Source organism: Bradyrhizobium sp. USDA 4354 (assembly GCF_054060315.1).
In genome coordinates this window covers 290,518-313,119 of sequence record NZ_JBSSDC010000001.1, presented here as the reverse complement: position 1 = coordinate 313,119, position 22,602 = coordinate 290,518, and the positions used below count along the sequence as shown (strand labels likewise).

Annotated in this window: 25 protein-coding genes; all 25 read left to right on the top strand. The window is 64.9% G+C overall.

Going from position 1 to position 22,602, the window contains the following annotated elements; genetic code table 11:
• Position 1 precedes the first annotated feature (1 nt).
• A complete protein-coding gene (locus ACVIIV_RS01505) occupies positions 2-1,042 on the top strand; it encodes a flagellar motor switch protein FliG (protein WP_456742586.1) in 1,041 nt (346 codons plus the stop codon).
• Positions 1,043-1,055: 13 nt separating this feature from the next.
• Positions 1,056-2,141, top strand: a complete 1,086-nt coding sequence (gene flhB / locus ACVIIV_RS01500; protein WP_456742585.1) for a flagellar biosynthesis protein FlhB — start codon at positions 1,056-1,058, stop codon at positions 2,139-2,141.
• Positions 2,142-2,226: 85 nt separating this feature from the next.
• Positions 2,227-2,607 (top strand): flagellar basal body rod protein FlgB, encoded by a 381-nt coding sequence (flgB, locus tag ACVIIV_RS01495; RefSeq protein ID WP_456742584.1) that lies wholly within the window; start codon positions 2,227-2,229, stop codon positions 2,605-2,607.
• Between the two features lie 11 nt (positions 2,608-2,618).
• A complete protein-coding gene (flgC, locus tag ACVIIV_RS01490) occupies positions 2,619-3,035 on the top strand; it encodes a flagellar basal body rod protein FlgC (RefSeq protein ID WP_456742583.1) in 417 nt (138 codons plus the stop codon).
• A gap of 2 nt (positions 3,036-3,037) precedes the next feature.
• Positions 3,038-3,367 carry a flagellar hook-basal body complex protein FliE gene (locus ACVIIV_RS01485; RefSeq protein ID WP_456742582.1) on the top strand — a complete coding sequence of 110 codons (330 nt, stop codon included), beginning with the start codon at positions 3,038-3,040 and terminating at the stop codon, positions 3,365-3,367.
• Between the two features lie 18 nt (positions 3,368-3,385).
• Positions 3,386-4,174 (top strand): flagellar basal-body rod protein FlgG, encoded by a 789-nt coding sequence (gene flgG, locus ACVIIV_RS01480; protein ID WP_456742581.1) that lies wholly within the window; start codon positions 3,386-3,388, stop codon positions 4,172-4,174.
• Between the two features lie 13 nt (positions 4,175-4,187).
• The gene (flgA, locus tag ACVIIV_RS01475; protein WP_456742580.1) at positions 4,188-4,664 is read left to right on the top strand and encodes a flagellar basal body P-ring formation chaperone FlgA; all 477 of its coding nucleotides are present in this window, start codon (positions 4,188-4,190) and stop codon (positions 4,662-4,664) included.
• Entirely contained in the window at positions 4,661-5,791 is a 1,131-nt protein-coding gene (gene flgI / locus ACVIIV_RS01470) for a flagellar basal body P-ring protein FlgI (protein ID WP_456742579.1), read from the top strand. The genes flgA and flgI overlap by 4 nt, the downstream gene beginning before the upstream one ends.
• A gap of 66 nt (positions 5,792-5,857) precedes the next feature.
• A complete protein-coding gene (locus ACVIIV_RS01465) occupies positions 5,858-6,628 on the top strand; it encodes a MotE family protein (RefSeq protein WP_456742578.1) in 771 nt (256 codons plus the stop codon).
• Complete coding sequence (gene flgH, locus ACVIIV_RS01460) at positions 6,629-7,336, top strand: flagellar basal body L-ring protein FlgH (protein WP_456742577.1); 708 nt, start codon at positions 6,629-6,631, stop codon at positions 7,334-7,336.
• Positions 7,337-7,378: 42 nt separating this feature from the next.
• Entirely contained in the window at positions 7,379-7,822 is a 444-nt protein-coding gene (locus tag ACVIIV_RS01455; RefSeq protein ID WP_456742576.1) for a flagellar basal body-associated FliL family protein, read from the top strand.
• Positions 7,819-8,559, top strand: a complete 741-nt coding sequence (gene fliP, locus ACVIIV_RS01450) for a flagellar type III secretion system pore protein FliP (RefSeq protein ID WP_456742575.1) — start codon at positions 7,819-7,821, stop codon at positions 8,557-8,559. The genes ACVIIV_RS01455 and fliP overlap by 4 nt, the downstream gene beginning before the upstream one ends.
• 266 nt (positions 8,560-8,825) lie before the next feature.
• Positions 8,826-9,734, top strand: coding sequence for a flagellin N-terminal helical domain-containing protein (locus ACVIIV_RS01445; RefSeq protein WP_456742574.1), 909 nt, complete (start codon positions 8,826-8,828; stop codon positions 9,732-9,734).
• 273 nt (positions 9,735-10,007) lie between these two features.
• Complete coding sequence (locus ACVIIV_RS01440; RefSeq protein ID WP_456742573.1) at positions 10,008-10,922, top strand: flagellin N-terminal helical domain-containing protein; 915 nt, start codon at positions 10,008-10,010, stop codon at positions 10,920-10,922.
• A 307-nt stretch (positions 10,923-11,229) separates the two neighbouring features.
• Positions 11,230-12,855, top strand: a complete 1,626-nt coding sequence (gene fliF / locus ACVIIV_RS01435) for a flagellar basal-body MS-ring/collar protein FliF (RefSeq protein WP_456742572.1) — start codon at positions 11,230-11,232, stop codon at positions 12,853-12,855.
• The gene (locus tag ACVIIV_RS01430) at positions 12,852-13,553 is read left to right on the top strand and encodes a hypothetical protein (RefSeq protein WP_456742571.1); all 702 of its coding nucleotides are present in this window, start codon (positions 12,852-12,854) and stop codon (positions 13,551-13,553) included. Before fliF ends, ACVIIV_RS01430 begins: the two co-directional genes overlap by 4 nt.
• A gap of 6 nt (positions 13,554-13,559) precedes the next feature.
• Complete coding sequence (locus ACVIIV_RS01425; protein ID WP_456742570.1) at positions 13,560-14,873, top strand: MotB family protein; 1,314 nt, start codon at positions 13,560-13,562, stop codon at positions 14,871-14,873.
• Entirely contained in the window at positions 14,870-16,048 is a 1,179-nt protein-coding gene (locus ACVIIV_RS01420) for a chemotaxis protein (protein WP_456742569.1), read from the top strand. Before ACVIIV_RS01425 ends, ACVIIV_RS01420 begins: the two co-directional genes overlap by 4 nt.
• Positions 16,045-17,376 carry a flagellar hook-length control protein FliK gene (gene fliK, locus ACVIIV_RS01415; RefSeq protein WP_456742568.1) on the top strand — a complete coding sequence of 444 codons (1,332 nt, stop codon included), beginning with the start codon at positions 16,045-16,047 and terminating at the stop codon, positions 17,374-17,376. The genes ACVIIV_RS01420 and fliK overlap by 4 nt, the downstream gene beginning before the upstream one ends.
• Positions 17,327-17,908: a transglycosylase SLT domain-containing protein gene (locus ACVIIV_RS01410; protein WP_456742567.1), complete on the top strand. Its 582-nt coding sequence runs from the start codon at positions 17,327-17,329 to the stop codon at positions 17,906-17,908. Before fliK ends, ACVIIV_RS01410 begins: the two co-directional genes overlap by 50 nt.
• Before the next feature lie 90 nt (positions 17,909-17,998).
• On the top strand, positions 17,999-19,231 hold the full coding sequence (locus ACVIIV_RS01405) for a flagellar hook protein FlgE (RefSeq protein WP_456742566.1): 1,233 nt from the start codon (positions 17,999-18,001) through the stop codon (positions 19,229-19,231).
• Between the two features lie 34 nt (positions 19,232-19,265).
• Positions 19,266-20,741: a flagellar hook-associated protein FlgK gene (flgK, locus tag ACVIIV_RS01400; protein ID WP_456742565.1), complete on the top strand. Its 1,476-nt coding sequence runs from the start codon at positions 19,266-19,268 to the stop codon at positions 20,739-20,741.
• A 3-nt stretch (positions 20,742-20,744) separates the two neighbouring features.
• Complete coding sequence (locus tag ACVIIV_RS01395; protein WP_456742564.1) at positions 20,745-21,791, top strand: flagellar hook-associated family protein; 1,047 nt, start codon at positions 20,745-20,747, stop codon at positions 21,789-21,791.
• A 55-nt stretch (positions 21,792-21,846) separates the two neighbouring features.
• Positions 21,847-22,191 carry a flagellar biosynthesis regulator FlaF gene (flaF, locus tag ACVIIV_RS01390; RefSeq protein WP_456742563.1) on the top strand — a complete coding sequence of 115 codons (345 nt, stop codon included), beginning with the start codon at positions 21,847-21,849 and terminating at the stop codon, positions 22,189-22,191.
• Positions 22,191-22,601, top strand: a complete 411-nt coding sequence (gene flbT / locus ACVIIV_RS01385) for a flagellar biosynthesis repressor FlbT (RefSeq protein WP_456742562.1) — start codon at positions 22,191-22,193, stop codon at positions 22,599-22,601. The genes flaF and flbT overlap by 1 nt, the downstream gene beginning before the upstream one ends.
• Position 22,602: the final 1 nt, after the last annotated feature.

Here is a 22,602-nt window from a genome sequence, read left to right as displayed (position 1 = left end):
CATGGCGGCACCGGTCGGCATCGCTCCCGTCAAGCAGCGAGGCGTTACCACGCTGGGCGGCACGGAAAAGGTCGCCGCGCTCCTGCTGGCGATGGGCCGGCAGGCGGCGGCGAGCGTGCTGCAGCAGTTCGAGCCGCAGGAGATCCGCATCGTCACCAAGGCGGCGGCGGAGCTGCGGCCGATCACCGCGCAGGAGCTCGAGGGAATCGTCGAGGAGTTCGCCCAGCAGTTCTCGATGGGCGCGAACATTCTCGGCACGCTCGGCGGACTGGAAGCCGTGCTCGGCGACGTGCTGCCGGCCGACCAGGTCTCGCAGATCATGTCGGATCTGCTCGGCAATTCGAGCCGGTCGGTATGGGACCGAGTCTCGTCAGTGTCGGAAAACTCGCTGGCGAGCTACCTGTCCAAGGAGCATCCGCAGACCGCGGCGCTGATCCTGTCCAAGGTCAAGCCGGCCTGCGCTGCCAAGGTCATGAGCCAGCTCCCCTCGAGCCTGCGCAACGAATTGATGCGGCGTGTGCTGAGCCTCAAGCCGATCGTCGATGACGCCCTGCGCATTATCGAGAAGACGCTGCATGAGGACCTGACGCTGAACTTCGCCCGCAACCTCGGCGCCGACACCTACGCCCGCGTCGCCGACATCATCAACAAGATGGAACGCGGCCACATCGAGGACATGCTGAAGAGCCTGTCGGAGAAGCGGCCGAAGTCGGCCGAAGTGCTGAAGGAGCTGCTGTTCACCTTCGACGACGTGGTCAACCTGACGCCGAAGGCGCGCACCATGATCTTCGACCAGGTGCCGACCGATCGCATCGTCGTCGCGCTGAAGGGCACCGACAAGCATTTCCGCGAGTTGATCCTGTCCTCGGTCGCCTCGCGCGTCCGCCGCGTCGTCGAGCACGAGCTCGCCATCGGCGAGCCGTCGAACCAGCGCGACGTGCTGGAGGCGCGGCGCGTGATCACCGACCTCGCGCTCGAATTGGCGGAGAAAGGCGAAATCGAGCTCAACCCCGAGCAGGAGGATGAGCTGGTCTTCCGCTGACCGCTGAACGGGCATGGCAGAAACATCCGATCAGGAGAGCAAGACAGAAGAGCCGACCGAGAAGAAAGTCCGCGATGCGCTCGAACAGGGCAAGATTCCGGTCTCTCGGGAGGCATCCATTTTCGCCTCGATGGCCGCGCTGATGGTGATCCAGGCGTTCCTGATCGGCCAGGGCGTGCAGCAACTGACGCCGACGCTGAAGAGCCTCCTCGACGATCCCGAGGGCTTCCCGCTCTCGACCGGCGCGGATGCGCAGAACCTGCTCACCGTGGTCGGCCTTCAGGCACTGCGGTTCCTGGTGCCGCTGGTCGTCATCCTGGTGGTGTTCGGGCTGGCCGCGTCGCTGCTGCAGAACGCGCCGCGCCTGGTGCTCGAGCGCATCAAGCCGGACTTGTCGCGAATCTCTCCGGTCAGCGGCTGGAGCCGGTTGTTCGGGACGCAGGGCCTGATCGAGTTCGCCAAGTCGCTGTTCAAGCTCGCCGCGGTGACCGCCGTCGTCGCCTTCGTGCTGCGCTCGTCCGAAGCGAGGGCGTTCGAGGCGATGTACACCGATCCGGTCGCGCTGCCGGAGATGATTCTCAACATCGCGATGCGAATCGTGTCGGCGATCTGCATCGCGACCATCGTCCTGGTGGCGATCGATCTGGCCTGGGCGCGCTTCCACTGGCGGCGCGAGCTGCGCATGACCAAGCAGGAGATCAAGGACGAGCACAAGCAGGCGGAAGGCGATCCGCTGATCAAGGCGCGCCTGCGCTCGCTGGCGCGCGACCGTTCGCGCCAACGCATGATCGCCTCCGCCGCGCGCGCGACGCTGGTGATTGCGAACCCGACACACTTCGCGATCGCGCTGCGCTACAAGCGCGAGGAGAACGCCGCGCCGCTCGTGGTGGCCAAGGGCATGGACGTGATCGCGCTGAAGATCCGCGAGGTCGCCGAGCAGAACCGAATCCCCGTCATCGAGAACAAGGCGTTGGCGCGCGCGCTCTACGAGGCAGTCCAGGTCGATCAGGTGATTCCGGCGGAATTCTTCCGGCCGGTCGCCGAGATCATCTACTTCCTCCAATCCAAGCAGACGCCGCGGCCCGAGAAGGTCCAGTAGATTTCCGAGGACGGTGGTCCGCGCATCAGCTTGACGAAAGCTTAACGCCCTAGGCTTGTCCCGAACGGATCAGAATGGAGCCGTCGTGGGACCGCTTTATCTCTTCGAACTCGCATCATCGCAGGCGCGGTACCTCGAACTGCGCCAGTCGACCATCGCCACCAATGTCGCCAACGCCAACACGCCGGGCTTTCGGGCGCGCGATGTCGAGCCCTTCAACAAGGTGCTCGACGGCATGCCGGTCAGGCTTGCGACGACATCGCCGTCGCACATGCAATTGTCCGCAGCCGAGACCGACACGCGGGCGACCGCGAAGAAGGACAGCTGGGAAGTGGTTCACTCCGGCAACTCCGTCAGCCTCGAGCAGGAAATGATCAAGGGCAGCGACGTCAGCCGCGACTATTCGATGAACGCGGCGATCGTGCGGTCGTTTCACCGCATGGTGCTGTCGAGTGCAAAGGCCTGAGGTGAATTGACATGCTGGACTCATTGAGCGCCTCTCTGTCGGTCGCGAGCTCGGGGCTCGAAGCGCAGTCGACGCGCATGCGCATCGTCTCGGAGAATCTCGCGAACGCCACCTCGACGGGGCGCACCGCCGGCGCCGATCCGTATCAGCGCAAGACCATCACCTTCGACGCCGCGATGGACCGTGCCTCGGGCGGGCAGCTCGCGAAGGTCAAGGAGATCGGGGTCGACACCACGCCGTACCGCGTGGAGTACGATCCGGGGCATCCCGCTGCCGACAAGGCCGGCTACGTCAAGCTGCCGAACGTGAACATGATGATCGAGATGGCCGACATGCGGGAGGTCAACCGGTCCTATGAAGCCAATCTCCAGGTCGTGAAGCAGGTGAGGTCCATGCTCGGCATGACCATCGACCTCTTGAGGAGCTGACAATGCTTGAGGCGATTTCATCCACGGCGATATCCGCCGGCCAGGCGACGACCCGCGCAACCGAGACGCAGGCCGTCGCTCCGGCGGCGACCACCGCGATCCAGACCAGTGACGACGTCGGCTTCGAATCGGTGATGAAGCAAGTGACGACTGACGCGATCGGGACGCTGAAGGCGGGCGAGGCGGCGTCGATCTCGGCGATGCAGGGCAAGGAATCGACGCGCCGCGTCGTGGAGGCGCTGATGTCGGCCGAGCAGGCCCTGCAGACGGCGGTCGCGGTTCGCGACAAGGTCGTGCAGGCCTACCAGGAAGTCGTTCGGATGTCGATTTGATCTGAAGGAGTGGGTTAAGTGAAATCGCTTGCTATTGCGGCCACGGGCATGAATGCCCAACAGACCAACATCGAAGTCATCGCGAACAACATCGCCAACATCAACTCGACCTCGTACAAGCGGGCGCGCGCGGAGTTCACCGATCTGTTCTACCAGATGGACCGCATGCAGGGCGTCGCGAACACCAACGGCTCCTCGCCGATTCCGGAAGGCGCCAATCTCGGCCTCGGTGTCAAGTCGGCGGCGATCCGCAAGCTGCACATCCAGGGCGCGCTGACGCAGACCGGCAATCCCTACGACCTCGCGATCAACGGCCGCGGCTGGTTTCAGGTGCTCGGACCCAACAACGAGGTGCAATACACCCGTGCGGGCTCGTTCAACGTCAACGCCAACGCCCAACTTGTCACGATTGACGGTTACCTGCTGGATCCCGCGATCACGATCCCGCAAGGAACGGTCGAGGTCACGGTCAACCAGACCGGCCAGATGTTTGCCAAGCTGGACACCGAAGTGAATCCGCGGCAGATCGGCCAGCTCAACCTCGCCAACTTCGCCAACGAAGCCGGCCTGGAGCCGCTGGGCGGAAATCTCTATCGCGAGACCACGGCGTCCGGCACACCGGTCGTCGGGCTGCCGGGCGATGCCGGCTACGGCAAGATCAACCAGAAATGGCTCGAGGCCTCGAACGTCGACCCGGTCAAGGAGATCACCGAATTGATCTCGGCGCAGCGCGCCTACGAAATGAATGCCAAGGTCATCCAGGCCTCGGATGAGATGGCCCAGACGGTCTCGAAGGGCATGCGCTAGTTCCGGTGTCTCGATGTTGAACAGGGTGGGCCTGATCGTGCGCGGGTTGGCCGCCGTGCTGCTGGTTCTCGCCGCGGCGGAGGTCGCTGCGGCCGAGGAGAAGCGGCTTCCCGTGCCGGCCGTCTCGATCCGCGCCGGCGAGCTGATCCGCGAGGAGATGATCACCGAGCGTGCCTTCGCGCCGAGCCTGCTCGGCGTCGCCATGTTCATCGAAGGGCGCCAGGTCCTGATCGGCCGCATGGCGCGGCGCGCACTGTTGCCGGGCCAGCCCATTCCGACCAATTCGGTGGAAGATCCCTGGACCGTCGCCCGCGGTGCCATGGTCAAGGTCGTGGTCGAAGACAGCGGCCTGTCCATCGTCACTTACGGTTCGGCGATGCAGTCGGGCGCGGCCGGCGCGCTCATCCCGGTGCGCAATACGGACACCGGGGTGATCATCAGGGGCGTCGTCCAGCCGGACGGCACCGTCAAGGTCGTGGACGGGTCATGACCAGACTCCTGCTTGCGCTAGTTCTGCTCATGTCGACCGCCAGCGCCCAGGCCGCCGTCCGCATCAAGGACATCGCGGACATCAAGGGTTTGCGCGAGAACCAGATCGTCGGCTACGGCCTCGTCATCGGGCTGAACGGCACCGGCGACACGCTTCGCAATGCTCCGTTCACGGAACAGTCCCTGCAATCGATGCTCGAGAACATGGGCATCAACGTCAGGAACGAGGCGACGAGCACCAACAACCCCACGCGTCCGACCACGCTGCGCACGCGCAACGTCGCGGCGGTGATGGTGACTGCGGACCTGCCGCCCTCGATCGGGCCCGGCGAGCGCATGGACGTCACCGTGTCGTCGCTCGGCGATGCGACGTCGCTGCTCGGCGGCACGTTGGTCATGACGTCGCTGCGCGCGGCGGACGGCGCCGTCTATGCCGTGGCGCAGGGCGCGATCACGGTCGCCGGTTACAGCGTCGGAGGCCAGGCGCAGAACGTCAGCCAGGGCACGCCGACGGCTGGACGCATCCCGAACGGTGCCCTGGTCGAACGCGAGGTGCAGGGAAGTCTCCACGAGATGGAGTTCCTGGTGCTACAGTTGAAGAACCCGGACTTCGTCACCGCGACGCGCATCCTCGACGCCATCAACCGCTACGCCGGCGGACGCTACCGCGCGCAGATTGCCTTTGAGCGCGACTACCGCACCATCGTGCTGTCGAAGCCGCGCCATATCGGCCCTGTCCGCTTCCTCGCTGAGATCGGCGAATTGGCGGTCGAGCCGGACACGCCGGCGCGGGTCGTGATCAACGAGCGCACCGGCACGGTCGTGATCGGGCGCGACGTTCGGATATCGACCGTCGCCGTGACCCACGGCAATCTGACGGTTCGTGTCACGGAGATGCCGGTGGTGTCGCAGCCGGCGCCGTTCTCGCGGGGGCAGACGGTGGTCGTTCCGCAGACGGTGGTCGAGGCCAACGAGGCCGGATCGCAGGTGGCGATCCTGAGCGGGGTCGATCTCCAGCGCCTGGTGCGCGGGCTGAACCAGATCGGCCTGAAGCCATCGGGGATCATCGCGATCCTTCAGGCGATCAAGACCGCAGGCGCGCTCCAGGCCGACGTCATCGTGCAATGATGCACAAGCGTCGTGCAAGCTTGGTCGCTCAATGCTCAGTCTGAAGCGAGAATCGCACGCGGCCCGATGCTGAAGCTGGATCACAAAGCCAAACTCCTCCTGCTGGCCGCGGCATCAGTGCTCGCGACCGCATCGCCCGTCCTGGCACTGGAGGAGGCCAAGCCGTCGAAGCCGCTGAACCTGCTCTCCTTCGCGCGCGCCCGCGCACCCGGACCGCAGAAGCCGCAGCCACCGGCCACCGCAATTCCAGGCGACGATGCTTCGATCCGGGCGACGGCATGGGCGGCCGAAGATTCGGGACCCGCGATCACCGGTGCCGTGCCGGCTCCGGAGACGCCGGCACCCGCGGCTACGCCCACCCCGGTACGTCCGGCCAAGCCCGGTAGCGTCACGGCGTCGCCGAAGCCCACGCCGCCGCAGGCTGCGCCGGCCCCGGACAGCGAAATCGCCCTGTTCTGCAGCAACGTCGCCGATCCCGCCGTCGACGCAAGGCTGGCCTGGCAGCTCAAGGAGCTGGAGAAGGCCGAGACCCTGCTCCGCGAGCGCATCGCCGAAGTCGAGGCCAAGCGCGCCGAATACGAGAAGTGGATGGCGCTGCGCGACGACTTCCTGAAGAAGGCCGAAGCGAGCGTGGTCGAGATCTATTCGCGCATGAAGCCCGAAGCTGCGGCGACCCAGATCGCCGGCATGGCCGACGAGACCGCCGCCGCCGTGCTCGCCAAGCTCAGCCCGAGGAGCTCGAGCGCGATCTTCAATGAGATGGATACGGCACGCGCGGCGCACCTCGCCGACCTGCTGGGCGGGATGCGCCGCGTGGATGACGGAAAGACCAAATAGATGAACAAGCCGATCCTCATCCTCTCGCTCGCGCTCGCATCGGTGCCCCTGGCCGGATGCTACCACGATCCCGCCGAGGTCCTGACCGGCCCGCGACTGTCGCCGGTCGGGAGCGGCCTCAGGACGCAGGCCGATCCGATTCCGGTGACGCCGCGCATGCGCACGCCCGTCAGCTATCGCTCGACCTGGGACGACGGCACCGATCTCTACCGCGATCCCCGCGCCCGGCGCACCGGTGATGTCGTGACGGTGATCATCTCAATGCAGGATAAGGCCAAGCTCGACAACAAGACCGGCCGCTCGCGCGATTCGCAGATCAAGTTCGGGCTCGACTGGCTGATGGACGTGGCCGGATGGAACGACACGGGTTCGGCCAACGCCAACCTCAGCACCAACACCCAGATCAAGGGCAACGGCCAGATCGACCGCACCGAGGACATTAAGCTGTCGATCGCGGCCATCGTCACCGACGTGTTGCCGAACGGCAATATGATGATCAGCGGATCGCAGGAATTTCGCGTCAACACCGAGATGCGCGTGCTCAACGTCGGCGGCATCGTGCGGCCGCGCGACATCTCGCGAGCCAACACGATCTCCTACGACAAGATCGCCGAGGCGCGCGTGTCCTATGGCGGGCGCGGAAATCTGTCGGACGTGCAGCAGCCTGGATGGGGACACCGGATCTATGACGCCGTGGCACCATTCTGAGGTTCGCAGCCGGAGGGGCGCACCGGGACGGCGGGGGACGCCATGCGCCTGATCGCCGCCATCGTCGTGCTGACCCTGATCGCGATCGGCGCGGGCGCCGTTGCCGGGCTGCATCTGATCGCGACCGCCGAGCGCGTCGCCGACGCCAAGAAGAGCGCCACGCCGCCGCCGATCGCCTCGGGCTACGCCGGCAGCGCGCGGCTCAGGAAACTGTCTCCGATCGTGACCAATCTCGCCGCGCCGGCCAACAACTGGGCGCGAATCGAAGCCTCCATGGTGACCGACAGCATGAGCGACGAGGATGCCGGCATTCTGGCGGCCCATATCAGCGAGGACATCGTGACCTATCTGCGTTCGGCGACGGTTTCGCAGTTCGAGGGATCGCGCGGGCTCCAGCATCTGCGTGACGACCTGACCGAGCGCGCCACCATCCGCTCGTCGGGCAAGGTCCGCGAATTGATCATCGAGACGCTGGTGATCCAGTGAGACTGAGAATCCTGCTGCTCGCGTTGGTTCTGGTCGTGCTGCCCGAAGCGGCGTTGGCCCAGATTCCGGACCTGAATTCCCTGTTGCCGCCGGGAAACGGCTCGACCAGCGGCCGGATCATCCAGCTTATGGCGCTGATCACGGTGCTGTCGGTGGCGCCGGGACTGCTCATCATGGTGACGAGCTTCACGCGATTTGCGGTGGCGTTGTCGTTCCTGCGCGCCGGTCTTGGCCTTCAGACCACGCCTGCCAACCTGGTGCTGATCAGTCTCGCGTTGTTCATGACCTTCTACGTCATGGCGCCGACCTTCGACAGGGCGTGGGAGAGCGGCGTCCAGCCGCTGATGAAGAACGAGATCTCGGAAGAGGAAGCCTATCTGAAGATCACCGATCCGTTCCGCGAGTTCATGCTGGCCCATGTCCGGGACAAGGATCTCCAGACTTTCGAAGCGCTCGCCGCGGAGAGCTTCCGCAAGAAGTTCGACGACAAGCGGATCGATTTGCGCGTCATCATTCCGGCCTTCATGATCTCCGAGCTCAGGCGCTCGTTCGAGATCGGATTCCTCATCATCCTGCCGTTCCTGGTGATCGACATGATCGTGGCGACGCTGACCATGTCGATGGGCATGATGATGATGCCGCCGACGATTCTCGCGCTGCCGTTCAAGATGCTGTTCTTCGTGCTGATCGACGGCTGGAACCTGCTCGCCTCCGGACTGGTGCGGTCGTTCTCGTAAGAGCCGCGATCGCTGGCCGGCTGGGTATGGTTAAGCGATACACGCTGGTCATGGTTAGCGACAGGTAATGTTAACCATATGATTTTACTGCGAAATTCAAGTGGGCCTTAATCCGGAAGCAAGATTCGGCGTGCTAGCAATGCGGGCACGGCGGGTTGGACCCCACCCACATCAGTCCAAAGGCATGATGCCGCCCCTCCGTACCGGTGAAAGCCCGGTATGTCCCCTCGTGAAAATGTATCGCGTACAAAAAAGGGACATTCGCAATGTCAAGCCTGCTTACGAACTCGACTGCCATGACCGCACTCCAGACCCTGCGGTCTGTGGGTTCGCAACTCTCCACCACGCAGAACCGGATCTCCACCGGTCAGCGCGTGGCCACCGCTTCGGACAACGCCGCCTATTGGTCGATTGCCACCTCGATGCGCGCCGACAACGCCGCGCTCTCCGCCGTCTCCGACTCGCTCGGTCTGTCGGCCGCGACCGTCGACACCGAATATACCGCTCTGACCACGGTCATCGGTGACAAGGACTCCGGTCTGACCAAGCTCCAGTCGCTGCTGGTCCAAGCCAAGACCGCGGGTATCGACCGCACCAAGATCCAGGCGGACGTCACCCAGATCCAGCAGCAGATGAAGAGCACGGCCAATGCCGCGACCTTCAACGGCATCAACTGGCTGAGCACGACGACCGGCACCACACCGACGAGCTTCAGCCTCGTGTCGTCGTATTCGCGCGTCGGCGGCACACCCACGATCGGCTCCATCACCGTGACGACCGCCAACTACACGCTCTACTCCAGCACGCAGACCGGCATTCTGGACACCGTGAGCGGCAGTGCGTCGGTCGACACGATCAACATCTCCGCGCTGACGGACTCGGCCGCTGACCAGACCACGCTCGATGGCTACATCGCGCAGGTCACGACCGCCATCAACTCGGTGGCCGCGTCCGCCGCCAATCTCGGTGCCGTCAAGAACCGTATCTCGACCAACTCGGAGTTCGTGAAGTCGCTGATGGACTCGGTTGACCGCGGTGTCGGCCAACTCGTCGACGCGGACATGAATGCGGAATCCACCCGCCTGGCCGCGCTTCAGGTCCAGCAGCAGCTCGGCGTTCAGGCGCTTTCGATCGCCAACAACAGCAGCCAGAGCATCCTATCGCTGTTCCGCTAACACTTGGATCATCGGAAGGAGGGCCGCGCTTCTCGCGAAGCGCGGCCCTTTCGTTTGGCGTGACCTCGCGCGCCGCGATTCCGGCTGCCTGTTGCTGCCGGAGCACAGAGCCACAAGCCTCGCACAAGCTTCGCTCGCTAACCTCGCCGTTACGACAGATTGGGCCTTGAACCCGCGTTTGCGGAGAGCCCAAAGGCATGACGCCGCCCTGTCGTACCGGTGCAAGCCCGGTATGTCCCCCAAGCTCGATTCAATCTTCAAAGGGACATCAAAATGGGTTCTAGTCTTCTCACCAACTCCTCCGCCATGACCGCGCTCCAGACCCTGCGGTCTGTCAGCGCACAACTCGCCACCACGCAGAACCGGATCTCCACCGGTCAGCGCGTGTCCACCGCTTCGGACAACGCCGCCTATTGGTCGATTGCGACGTCGATGCGCTCCGACAACGCCGCGCTGTCCGCGGTTTCCGACTCGCTCGGTCTGTCGGCTGCGACCGTCGACACCGAATATACCGCTCTGACCTCGGTGATCGGCGACAAGGAATCCGGCCTGACCAAGCTCCAGGCGCTGCTTGTCGAAGCCAAGACCGCGGGTATCGACCGCACCAAGATCCAGGCGGACATCACCCAGATCCAGCAGGATATGAAGCTCAAGGCCAATTCGGCCACCTTCAACGGCATCAACTGGCTGAGCACGACGACGGGTACCACCCCGACGAGCTTCAATCTCGTCTCGTCGTATTCGCGTGTCGGCGGCACGCCCACGATCGGTTCGATCACTGTCACGACCGCCAACTACACGCTCTACTCCACCACGCAGACCGGTATCCTAGACACCGTGAGCGGCAGCGCCTCGGTCGACACGATCAACATCGCCGCGCTGACCGACTCGGCGGCGGACCAGACCACGCTCGATGGCTACATCGCTCAGGTCACCGCTGCCATCAACTCGGTGAGCTCGGCCGCGGCCGATCTCGGCGCGGTCAAGAACCGCATCTCGACCAACTCGGAATTCGTCAAGACCCTGATGGACTCCGTGGATCGCGGTGTCGGCCAGCTCGTCGATGCCGACATGAACGCGGAATCGACCCGCCTCCAGGCTCTGCAGACCCAGCAGCAGCTCGGCGTTCAGGCGCTCTCGATCGCCAACCAGAACAGCCAGAGCATCCTGTCGCTGTTCCGCGGCTAGGCGGCGCTCTCGAAAACGACCGTGCTCCCTCAGGGAGCACGGTCCCCGCCATGATCGGCGGACGCGACGGCACAACACGTGCCGGCAATCGACCTCCCGACGCCAGACTTCGAGCAACACGCCGCAGCCGATCGCGCCGCCACGCCCCCGCGCGTCCTGCTTGCGGCTGCCAAACCGGTTGCGTCGCCCAGGCTTCTTGTAAAATTGCAACGCCTCGCCCGCGAACCGACACATTCGTGGCCTTGCGCAACCTTCAGACAAGGTTGGCAGCTGAGTGTCCTCACCATTCGCATTGGTACGAGGTCATATGCTCAGTCGTGCGCAGGTACAGCAACTGCTCAACAATCTGCTGGAGCTTGGGCCGCGACGCCTGATGGCCCTGGGACTGATCGGCTTTGCAGTTCTCGTCACCGTCGTCGGCGGCGCCTATTATCTCAGCCGTCCCGAGTTCGAGACGCTCTACACCGGTCTCACCCGCGAAGACGTGACGCGCATCGGCGCGGCGCTGCGCGAGCAGAACATCACCTTCGACGTCAATTCCGCTGGCGATGCGGTCTCGGTGCGCCCGAGCCAGACCATGCAGGCGCGGATGCTGCTCGCCGAAAAGGGACTGCCGACCAGCGCCAATTCCGGTTACGAGCTGTTCGACAAGATCGGCTCGCTCGGCCTGACCTCGTTCATGCAGGAGGTCACCAAGCTCCGGGCGCTGGAAGGCGAGATTGCGCGCACGGTCCAGTTGATGAAGGGCGTGAAGGCGGCGAGGGTGCATATCGTGCTGCCGGTGCGCGGCTCGTTCCGCGCGACGCAGCAGCCGCCTTCGGCTTCCGTCGTGCTGCGCACCGACGGCGCGATCGAGGCGCGCACGGCGCAGTCGATCCGTCATCTCGTCGCCGCCGCCATCCCCGGCATGAGCCGTGACAAGGTGACGGTGCTCGATGCCGACGGTTCGATGCTGCTCGCCGAAGAGGACGAGGCCAACGCCGCGCCGACCAAGATGGCGAGCCTGCAGAAGACGGTCAGCGGCATGGTGCAGGAGAACATCCGCAAGGCGCTGACGCCGTATCTCGGCCTCGACAATTTCGAGGTGAGCGTCGCTCCGCAGCTGTCGACCGACAAGCGGCACATCAACGAGACGGTCTACGATCCCGAGAACCGTGCCGAGCGTTCGGTGCGGAACGTGCGCGAGAAGGAATCCTCGCAGAACGCCGACCGTTCGACGCCGACCACGGTGCAGCAGAATCTCCCCGATCAGCAGGTGAATGCCGGGGGCGGCAAGAACTCCAGCGAGGACAAGACGCGCCGCGAGGACGTCACCAATTTCGAGGTCTCGTCCAAGACCACGACGACGGTGAGCGACGGCTACTCGGTCAAGAAGCTGTTCATCGCCGTCCTGGTCAACCGTGCGCGACTGGTCGCCGATCTCGGCGACAAGAGCAATCAGGCCATCGTCGACAGCAAGCTCGCCGAGATCAGTCAGCTCGCGGCGACGGCGGGCGGACTGGACAAGGCGCGCGGCGATCAGATTCAGGTGACGGCCGTCGATTTCATCGAGGGCTCGCGTGAGCTGGCGCCGGTGCCCCCGATCAGCTTCGTCGAGATGATCAACAAGCAGCTCGGCAGCGTCATCAACGCGGTGACGATCCTGGCCGTTGCTTCGATGCTGGTCTGGTTCGGGCTGCGACCCGCGGTCAACGGCATTCTGACCCATCGCGCGGAGCAGGAGCAGGCCGAGGCGGCTGAGGCCGCCCAACTCGAGGCCTCGGGGGCCCTTGCGTTGGCCGACAGCGACGAGGCCGAGCTCAACCTCGTCGAAGACCTCGAAGGCAAGATGCAGCGAACGCCGCAGAAGCGGCTGGAGCAGATCGTCCGGCTCGATCAGATGCAGGCGGCGGCGATCCTTAAAGACTGGATGCGACGCGAGGAGGCGGCATGAACGCGGCAATCGGAAAACTCCTGACGCAGTTCGACGCGAATGGCCGGGTCAAGTCGTCGCCGCCCCCGCCGCCGAAAATCCAGGACGTGCTGACCAGGCCGAAGGAAGCCAGGCGCGAGCCGCAGCCTCAAGCGCAGCCTCAGGCCCAGGCGCAGCCGCAGCTTCAGGCGCCGCCACCTCCGGCGGCCGCGGCGGAAGCTCCGCCGGTCAATCTCCTGGACGATGCCTATCGGCGCGGCCATGCGGCCGGCCTCGCGGAAGGCGACGTCAAGCTCGCCGAGGAGCGCGTCCGCAGCGCGATCCGGCTCGGCGAGGAGCGGGCCAAATGGTCCGACCAGCAGGCGGCCGCGATCGTCAGCGGCTTCGAGGCGGCCTGCCGCGAGATCGAGACCAACATCGCAAGCTCCGTTGCGCGGATATTGCTGCCGTTCCTCGCCGAGGCGGTGCGCGACAAGGCGATCGGATCGCTGGTCGAGCAGGTTGCGGCGCTGACCGGCAATTCTCCGGTGCCGGTGTTCAAGGTCACTGGGCCGAGCGAGCTGCTCGACCTCGTGAAGACGCAGCTCGAGGCTTCGAGGCGAACGGGCATTGCCTACGAGGCCGCGGACACTTTCGAGGTCCGCGTCGTGGCCGACCAGACCGTGATCGAGACGCAGATCTCCGCTTGGAGTGAACGCCTCAAGGAAGCGCGCCGGTAGTCCGCCATGGAAGAGGTCAAGCATGAGATCGTGATCGTCCGCCGGCGCAGCGCCTTCGCCGAGGAGGCGCATCACGGCGGCGTCTGGAAGATCGCCTATGCGGACTTCATGACCGCGATGATGGCGTTCTTTCTCGTCATGTGGCTGCTCAATGCGCTCAACCAGGACCAGAAGCAGGTGGTCGCGAGCTATTTCAACCCGATCAAGCTCGCGGAGAACGCACCTGCCCCGAAGGGTCTCAAGGATCTTTCCAAGAAGGAGCCGTCGTCCTTCGAAGGCCAGGATGGCAAGCGTCAGCCGGCCGGGCCGAACGAAGAACGTCGCGGTGACTCTCCAACCGCCGAGAAGCCGGCCTCCTACGAGGAGAAGGTCCTGTTCCGCGACCCCTATGCGACGCTCACCGAGATCGCCAATATCGCGAGCCAGTCCTCGGGCCAGCGCCGCGCCGGCGCTCTGACGTCCGCCGAAGAGGAGGGCCTCAAGGGTGGCGACGCCTACCGCGATCCCTTTGATCCCGGCTATTGGAGGCTGGCGCCGCAGGCGTCCAAGGACGCGGATCGCTTCATCGAGAGCGAGCCGAAGCCGAATGCGTCTGCGCGCGACAACGCGTCCGGCGCAGGTCAGGGAGATGCGCAGCCGCGCCGTGGCAAGATGGATGATGCTGGCGGAAGCGTAGCGCCGAACGCAGATAGCTCGTCCACCAGCCTCTCGCCCCTGCTGCCGCCGGGACCTGTAGCGACGCAATCCTCGCGCGAGGGCAACGGTCAAACTGGCGTTCAGGCCAACGCCGCCCCGCAGGCGCGCCCCAACGACACGACGAAGGAGTCCGAACCGCGCGAGGCGGCGCAAACGCAGCAGCCGACCCTCAAGCAGCTTCAGTCCGCGATTGCGGACGCGCTGTCGGACATCAAAGCGGGCGCAGGGCCGGCGGCCGAGGTGCGTCAGGTCGAGGAGGGACTCCTGGTCAGCCTGACCGACGACGCAAGCTTCGGCATGTTCGCGGTCGGCTCGGCCGAGCCGCGGCCCGAGCTGATCCGCGTGATCGACAAGATCGGGCCGCTGCTGACGAAGCGCCAGGGCATGATCATCGTCCGCGGCCATACCGACAACCGGCCGTATCGTTCGGAGACCTACGACAACTGGCGGCTGTCGACCGCTCGTGCGCAGATGGCCTATTACATGCTGGTTCGTTCCGGCGTCGATGCGCGGCGGATCGAGCATGTCGAAGGTTACGCCGATCGGCGACCGAAGCTTCCGAACGATCCGGCGGCCGCGCAGAACCGCCGGATCGAGATCCTGATCCGGGAGAAGCGCCCTTGATCAGGCTGCTGCGCCGCGCCGCCTTGCTGCTGCTGCCGTTCACGGCGGCAAACGCGCTTGCTCAACCTGCGCCCCAATCCGGCGAACCCTATGAGCTCGTCCGTGCGTTACAGGCGGTGCAGGACGGCATCGCCAACGGCGACACCGCCGCGCATAGCAGTCACATCGCGCTGATCCGGCAGATCGGCGAGAAGTTTCTCGCTGCCGATCCGGCCGTGTGGAGCAATCCGCAGAACAGCCAGGCCGTGGTCATCTACCTGCTCAGCGGCGGTGCGCCGCAGGTCGTCCGCAAGCTACCGCGCGACAAGATGAACGTCGACGAGCGGCTGTTCAATGGTGCGCTCGCCTATGTCGAGGGTCGTCAGGACGAAGCGCGGGAGCTGCTCAAGGACGTCAAGCCGCGGACGATTCCCTCGGGCCTGGGCGGACAGGTCGCGCTGGTCCAGGGCGCGCTGTTCGCGCGTGCCGAGGCATCGCTCGCGATCGAGCGCCTGGACGATGCGCGCCTGCTGTTGCCCGGCACGCTGGTCGAGGAGGCGGCGCTGCGGCGCGAGATCCTGCTGGTGGGGCAGGCGGAGGATTTCGAGAAGTTCGAGTTCCTGACGCTGGCCTATATCCGCCATTACCGCAACTCGATCTATGCCGGCGATTTCTGGCAGCGCTTTTCCGCGGGGCTGACGCAATCGAGCCTGCCGCTTGAGGAGCGTCGCTTTGCGCGGATCGCAGCCCTGCTGGAGCAGATCGATCGCACCAGCCGCCTCAAGCTGTATCTCGTGATCGCGCGCGCCGCGATGGTGCGCGGACGGCTGGCCGTGACCCGGCTTGCCGGCGAGCGGGCGCTGACGCTCAGCGCGGACGCCTCGGCGGATCGCGAGCGGGCCCATTTCTTCCGCGGCGCCTCGCGGGCGCTCACCGACGAATATGACGGCGGTCTCGCCGAGCTGAAGGCGCTCGGCCGGTCGAAGCTGCCCGAGCGCGACGTCCCTCTCCTGAATGCCACGGTGCAGCTCGCGCTCGACGTCCGCAAACCGTTCGCGAGCGGATCAGCCGCGGCAGCAGACAAGCCTCCGGCAACGCCGGCGCGGCTCGATCTGGCGTCATCGACCGTGACGCTCGCACGGGCGCAGAAGCAGCTCGGCGAGCTCGAACTCCTGACCAAGGACCGCCGTCCATGACCAAGCTCAGTGGAACCTCCGGACAGCTCTTCTCAGGTCTCGCCGAGAGTCTCAACATGCGCGGGACGTCGCGTTCCGCAAAGAGCGCTGGGAGCAAATCGCAGGCAAATTCGTCGTTCAACGATCTGCTCCACACCGTCTCGAACCTCGCAAAGCAGGCACTGAGCGATGATGGCAGCGAAACGACCGCGAAGACCGGAACGCTGCGCACGCGTCTGGCCCACCCGACAGAGAAGAAGGACGCGACGTTGCGCGAACGCGTCGTGGCGTCCGGGGGACCAGAGTCCACCGAGGAGTCCTCCGACAAGAAGGCCGACAGGTCGTCGGAGAAACTGCGTCCGGTGGATCATGCCGCCGGGGTAGACGTCCAGGCTCAATCGGGCATTGCTGTGGTGGTCGGGCAGGAGATCGCTGCCGCGCCTGCCGTGAAGCCGCAGCTGCAATTGCAGTCCGCCGACAAGGACGCGCCCGCGCGCGACGAGCGGTCCTCCACGGCGAAGCGCGAGGCTCCCGCCACGGGCGCGAAGGCGGCGACGGTCGACACCGCCCCATCCAGTGTCGCCTCCACCGCCGCGCGCTCGCAGGCTGCGGCTTCGCAAGCAGTGGGCGCGGCGCAGTCGGCGCCGACGCAAGGCACGGAGGCTTCGAGCGCAATGCCCGCGTCAGCGGGCTTCGAGGCGGTCACGGCCAATGTCGAGCGTGCTGTCAAGGCCGCAGGGCGCGACGCGTTGCCCGAGGCGACCAAGGTCACCGTGGTCCAGCAGGAGACCCATCTGCCGCCAGCGCAGTTCAACGCCCCGCAACAGGTCGCCAATGCAGCCGTCGCCGAGTTGAAGGAGTCCTCGGCACCGGCGGCGTCTGATCTCGCAACGTCCCAGACCAATGCGCCGGATCAGCCGCTCAAGATCCTGACCGTCAATCTCGAACCGCCCGCGCTCGGTAACGTCACGGTGCGCCTGCGCCTCGTCGGCACCGAAGTGTCCGTCCAGCTTGCGGCCGAGCGCAAGGATACGAGCCTGATGCTCGACCAGCAGCGCGACCAGATCCGCGATCTCATGCAGTCGGCGGGCTATGTCGCGGACGTCGCGCCGGTCCAGCACGGCTCGTTGGACGGATTCCAGAGTGGCTCCGGCCAGTCGCAGCCGCAGCTCTCGGGCCAGCAACAGTCCTCGCCGCAGTCGCAAGGCACGTTCGGCGGTACCAGCACATCGTCGGGGCAATCCGACGGCGGCGCGAAGCAGGCCCGCCAGGAACGCCAGCCCAACCAGGAGACGCGTCATGATCAGGACGTGGCGCCGCATCATCGTCGCGGCCCTGTTTATCTCTAATGCGAGCGCCGCCCAGGCGGCCGCCGAAATTGCGCGCCCCTGCGAGCGCGAGATGGCGCGTGCGGCCCGGCAGCACGGGATTCCGCTCGGCATTCTCTATGCGGTCGGCCTCACCGAGACCGGCCGGCGCGGCGCGCTCCATCCTTACGCCCTCGGTGCCGACGGCCAGACCGTGTTCGCCAAGGACATGGATGACGCAATCGCGAATTTCGAGACGATGCGCAGCAAGGGGATCAAGTTGATCGACCTCGGTTGCATGCAGATCAACCACTATTATCACGGCGACAAGTTCGTTTCGGTACGGGCGATGTTCGATCCCGCTGGGAACGTCGACTACGCCGCGCGCTTCCTCAAGGAGCTGAAGCAGCGCGAGGGAAGCTGGACCATGGCAGTCGCCCGCTACAATGCAGGTCCCAACAACCAGCCGGCGCAGAAGCGCTACGTCTGTCACATCGTCGCTCATCTCGTCTCGAGTGGCTTCGGCGCGTGGACCGACAAGGCGCGCTCGTTCTGTCAGCCGAAAACGACCTGACAACATGAAGTTGTGCATCGCGCCCAGTCATCAGCCCCGCGCAAGCAAGACCCCCCATTCTAGCTGCAACCTACCAAAGGAGCCCAATCCATGAGCCTGTATGGTGTTATGCGCACCGGTGTTTCCGGCATGTCTGCGCAGTCCAACAAGCTGTCGACGGTCTCGGACAACATCGCCAACGTCAACACGACCGGCTACAAGCGGGCTTCCACGGAGTTCTCCTCGCTGATCCTGAAGAGCGGCTCCGGCAATTACGATTCCGGCGCCGTCGAGACCACGGTCCGCTACGCCATCACCGATCCAGGACACACGCAGTTCACCACGTCGAGCACGGACCTCGCGGTTCAGGGCAATGGCTTCTTCGTGGTGTCGAACGCAGACAATACCCAGCAGTATCTGACGCGCGCCGGCTCGTTCGTGCCGGACAGTCAGGGCAATCTGGTCAACGCGGCCGGCTACTATCTTCTGGGCCAGCCCGGCCTCGTGACCAACTTCTCGCAAAATAGCCTGGCCGGAATGCAGATCGTGAACATTGCCCAGGTCTCGCAGGTGCCCGTGCCGTCGACCGCGGGAACGCTGACGGCGGGGAATCTGGATCCGAACGCGGCTGTTATCGCCGGTCCGCCCGGCCCGGCATCATATTCCTCGAAAAGCTCGATCGTGGCCTACAACAATATTGGCCAGCCGGTCACGCTCGACGTCTATATGTCTCACACCGCGACGGCGGCCGGCTCGGACACCTGGCAGATCCAGGTGTACGATTCCGCGACGGGTACCTCGCTCGCCCCCGCCACCACCTTCACCTTCGATACCACGGCGGCCGGCAAGGGCGCTCTGGCTGCTGCAAGCCCGACCGGTCTCACCGTGACTGTGCCGGGCGGTGCGGCGCTGACCATGAACCTGTCGAACATGACGCAGGCCGGCACCGACTTCAGCTTCAAGGCGACCGTCAACGGCAGTGCTCCCTCGGCCATCGACAAGGTCGACGTCGACGAGGCGGGCCACGTGACGGCGATCCTCAAGAACGGCCAGCAACGGACGCTCTACACCATCATGCTCGCCGACGTCGCGAGCCCCGACAATCTGACGCCGGAGCCGGGCAACGTCTATTCGACCAACATGAACTCCGGCAATGCGCAGGCCGGCAATGCCGGCACCGGTGGGCTCGGCACGATCCAGTCCGGCGCCCTGGAAGATTCCAACGTCGACCTCGCGGACGAGCTCACCGGGATGATCGAGGCCCAGCGCGGCTTCACCGCCAACTCGAAATCGTTCCAGACCGGTGCCGACCTGCTCGACGTCGTCGTCAACCTGAAGCGCTGAATTCTGCAGCGCCCATCCCGGGCAAGAGCAAACCATGTCCCTAACCGCCGCCCTCGACTCCGCTCGCGCTTCGCTCATGGCGTCGGGCATTCAGTCCTCGACGATCTCGCGCAACATCGCCGGTGCCAGCGCCGCCGGCTATTCGCGCAAGATCGCCGTGCTGGACAATCTGCCGAATGCCGGCGTCTATGTCGCGGCGATCCAGCGCGCCGCGAGCGGCGGCCTGTTCACCAACGTCCTGACCGCGACTTCGGCGTCCACCAAGCAGAGCGCGATCTATGACGGTCTCCAGAAGATCGCGGCATCGACGGTGGATGATCCCGAGCTCGATCAATCGCCGACGGCGCAGCTCAATGCGCTGAAGCAGGCGTTGCAGAAATATGCCAACGCCCCCGATAACACCACGCTGGCGCAGGCGGCGGTCACGTCCGCCAAGGACATGGCGACGGCGCTCAATCAGGCGACCCGGACCGTGCAGTCCGTCCGTGAGAGCGCGGATGCCGACATGAAAACGTCGGTTCAGAACATCAACCAGTTGCTCTCCCAGTTCGAGACCGTGAACACCGCGATCGTGAAGGGCACGATCTCCGGCGACGACATCACGGACTACCTCGACCAGCGTGACAACATCGTCTCGAAGCTGTCGCAAGAGGTCGGCGTCTCGATGTCGATCCGCCCCAACGGCGACGCGGCGCTCTACGCCGACAGTGGCGTCGTGCTGTTCGACAAGACGGCGCGGGCGGTGAGCTTTGCGCCGACGAATGCCTACACGGCCGGCACCACGGGCAATGCAGTTTACATCGACGGCGTCCCCGTGACCGGCGCCAACTCGGTGATGCCGCTGAAGTCGGGCAAGCTCGCAGGGCTGGCCCAGCTGCGTGACCAGGACACCGTCACCTATCAGGGCCAGCTCGACGAAATCGCGCGCGGCCTGATCAACACTTTCAGGGAAAGCGATCAAACGGCTGCGGCGCTGCCCGATGTCCCCGGTCTCTTCACCTATCCCGGTGCACCGGCGATGCCGGCGAGCGCGACCGTCTCGGTAGGTCTCGCCGGCACGATCTCGGTTGCCGCATTGGTCGATCCGGCCCAGGGCGGCAATCCGAATCTGCTGCGCGACGGCGCGATCAGCGGCAATCCCGCCTACCGATACAACACTGCCGGCAACGGCGGCTATTCGGTCCGGCTGCAGCAGCTCATCGGCGGCATGGATGCCTCGCAGCCATTCGATGCAACCACGCAAGGCAAGCCGAGCGGCAGCCTGATCGACTTCGCATCATCGTCGACGAGCTGGATTGAAAACCAGCGCAAGACCGCCAACGCCAACTCCGAGTACCAGAGCACGCTGCTGAACCGCAGCATCACGGCGTTGTCGAACGTCAACGGCGTCAACATGGACGACGAGATGGCGTTGATGCTCCAGGTCGAACGCACCTATTCGGCGTCGTCAAAGATCATTTCGACCGTCGACGAAATGCTGCAGAGCCTGCTGGCTGCCGTGGGGAATTAAGTCATGATGAGCGCAAACTACATTTCCACCCTGATGTTGTCCTCGTCGTTGAGGTATTCGATCACGAGCAACCAGGCGGCGCTGAGCAAGGCCTCGACGGAGGCGACCACCGGCCGCTTCGCCGATGTCGGCCTCGAGCTCGGTGCCACGACGGGAAGCGACCTCACGCTGCGGGCGGACTGGAGCTTCGCCGATCAGCTCGTCGATACCAACGGGCTCGTCGCGGGACGCCTGGATGTGACGCAGAACCGGATCACCCAGCTCAGCAAGACCGCAACGGACTTCCTCAAGGACCTGATCGCGGCCCGCAGCACCGACGGTGGCGGGCGGGTCATCCTGCCGCCTGCAGCCTCCAATCTCCAGGATCTGATCGGCGCGCTGAACGTCTCCTATAACGGCTCGTATCTGTTCTCCGGCATCAACACGCAGAACGCGCCCATCACGCCCTACACCACGGGCTCGGCCAGCAAGAACCAGGTCGATGCCGATTTTCTCGCGGCCTTCGGCTTCTCGCAATCCTCGCCCGGCGTGGGCACCATTACCCCGGCCCAGATGCAGACCTTCCTCGACACCACCTTCGATGCCGAGTTTGCGAGCCCGGCCTGGAACACCAACTGGTCGTCGGCGACAGACCAGGCCATGCAAAGTCGTATCTCCACGACCGAGATCGCCGATACGTCCGTGAGCGCCAACCAGATCGGCTTCCGCAGGCTCGCCGAGGCCTACACCATGATGGCCGATCTCGGGAATGTAAACCTGAGCCAGGAGACGTTCCAGGTCGTCGTGGACAAGGCCATCGGCCTCGTCGGTAACGCCATCAACGACCTCGCTGCGCTCGGCGGCAGCGTCGGCACGGTCCAGCAGCGGGTCACCAGCGCAACCACCAAGCTCAAGACGCAGCAGGACATTCTGAACAATCAGATCGTCGGCATGGAGAAGGTCGATCCGACCGAAGCTTCGGTCCGCGTCAACACCCTGCAGACCCAGATCCAGACGGCGCTGGCGCTCACCTCGCAGCTCCAGAAGATCAGCCTGATCAATTACCTCTGAGCCGGGGCTCGTAACCTTTGTCCAGTTGTTCGGTCTCCTGCGAAGAGTGGTCCTGATGACGTTTGAAGCCTATGAAGCGGTCGTTGACGAAAGCGGCTATGAGGCCCGAAGCCGCGAGCGGCAGGCGCTCAGCCTCGGCATCGACCGGCTCGAGCGGATCCAGAAGGGGCGTTTCAGCATCGAGGACCTGGTCGAGAGCCTGCTCTATGTACGGCGGCTGTGGACGATCTTCATCGAGGATCTCGCGCACCCGGACAATGGGCTCCCGGACAAGCTGCGCGCCGACATCATCTCGATCGGCTTGTGGGTGGTCAAGGAATCTGACCGCCTCCGCGAACAGCGGTCGAACGACGTGGTGCAGCTCATCGAAATCAACCGCCTGATCCGAGACGCGCTTTAATGAAGATCTCCTTGCGTGCAGGCGAACGGATCTACATCAACGGCGCGGTGCTCCGCGTGGACCGCAAGGTCTCTGTCGAGCTCGTCAACGACGTGATGTTCCTGCTCGAAGGGCAGGTCATGCAAGCTTCCGACGCCACCACGGCGCTGCGACAGCTCTATTTCATCGTCCAGCTCATGCTGATGAATCCGACCGACGTCCGCGACGCTGCGGCGCTCTACGCGCAGCATCACGCGGCCCTGTGTGCTGTGTGCGAAAGCCGCGAGATGCTGGACGGACTCGGTGCGGTCGACGAGCTGGTCGGGGCGACGCGCTACTTCGAGGCGCTGAAGCGGATTCGAGCCCTGTTCCCGGTGGAGCAGGCCATCCTGGCTGGCGCCGCCACCGTTTCCCCATTCGAGGCTGCCTGAC

Bases quoted from the DNA above. Each gene is read 5' to 3' on its own strand.
- ACVIIV_RS01505 (WP_456742586.1), top strand. From the start codon at position 2: ATGGCGGCACCGGTCGGCATCGCTCCCGTCAAGCAGCGAGGCGTTACC.
- flhB (WP_456742585.1), top strand. From the start codon at position 1,056: ATGGCAGAAACATCCGATCAGGAGAGCAAGACAGAAGAGCCGACCGAG.
- flgC (WP_456742583.1), top strand. From the start codon at position 2,619: ATGCTGGACTCATTGAGCGCCTCTCTGTCGGTCGCGAGCTCGGGGCTC.
- ACVIIV_RS01485 (WP_456742582.1), top strand. From the start codon at position 3,038: ATGCTTGAGGCGATTTCATCCACGGCGATATCCGCCGGCCAGGCGACG.
- flgA (WP_456742580.1), top strand. From the start codon at position 4,188: ATGTTGAACAGGGTGGGCCTGATCGTGCGCGGGTTGGCCGCCGTGCTG.
- flgI (WP_456742579.1), top strand. From the start codon at position 4,661: ATGACCAGACTCCTGCTTGCGCTAGTTCTGCTCATGTCGACCGCCAGC.
- ACVIIV_RS01465 (WP_456742578.1), top strand. From the start codon at position 5,858: ATGCTGAAGCTGGATCACAAAGCCAAACTCCTCCTGCTGGCCGCGGCA.
- flgH (WP_456742577.1), top strand. From the start codon at position 6,629: ATGAACAAGCCGATCCTCATCCTCTCGCTCGCGCTCGCATCGGTGCCC.
- ACVIIV_RS01455 (WP_456742576.1), top strand. From the start codon at position 7,379: ATGCGCCTGATCGCCGCCATCGTCGTGCTGACCCTGATCGCGATCGGC.
- ACVIIV_RS01445 (WP_456742574.1), top strand. From the start codon at position 8,826: ATGTCAAGCCTGCTTACGAACTCGACTGCCATGACCGCACTCCAGACC.
- ACVIIV_RS01440 (WP_456742573.1), top strand. From the start codon at position 10,008: ATGGGTTCTAGTCTTCTCACCAACTCCTCCGCCATGACCGCGCTCCAG.
- fliF (WP_456742572.1), top strand. From the start codon at position 11,230: ATGCTCAGTCGTGCGCAGGTACAGCAACTGCTCAACAATCTGCTGGAG.
- ACVIIV_RS01430 (WP_456742571.1), top strand. From the start codon at position 12,852: ATGAACGCGGCAATCGGAAAACTCCTGACGCAGTTCGACGCGAATGGC.
- ACVIIV_RS01425 (WP_456742570.1), top strand. From the start codon at position 13,560: ATGGAAGAGGTCAAGCATGAGATCGTGATCGTCCGCCGGCGCAGCGCC.
- fliK (WP_456742568.1), top strand. From the start codon at position 16,045: ATGACCAAGCTCAGTGGAACCTCCGGACAGCTCTTCTCAGGTCTCGCC.
- ACVIIV_RS01410 (WP_456742567.1), top strand. From the start codon at position 17,327: ATGATCAGGACGTGGCGCCGCATCATCGTCGCGGCCCTGTTTATCTCT.
- ACVIIV_RS01405 (WP_456742566.1), top strand. From the start codon at position 17,999: ATGAGCCTGTATGGTGTTATGCGCACCGGTGTTTCCGGCATGTCTGCG.
- flgK (WP_456742565.1), top strand. From the start codon at position 19,266: ATGTCCCTAACCGCCGCCCTCGACTCCGCTCGCGCTTCGCTCATGGCG.
- ACVIIV_RS01395 (WP_456742564.1), top strand. From the start codon at position 20,745: ATGATGAGCGCAAACTACATTTCCACCCTGATGTTGTCCTCGTCGTTG.
- flaF (WP_456742563.1), top strand. From the start codon at position 21,847: ATGACGTTTGAAGCCTATGAAGCGGTCGTTGACGAAAGCGGCTATGAG.
- flbT (WP_456742562.1), top strand. From the start codon at position 22,191: ATGAAGATCTCCTTGCGTGCAGGCGAACGGATCTACATCAACGGCGCG.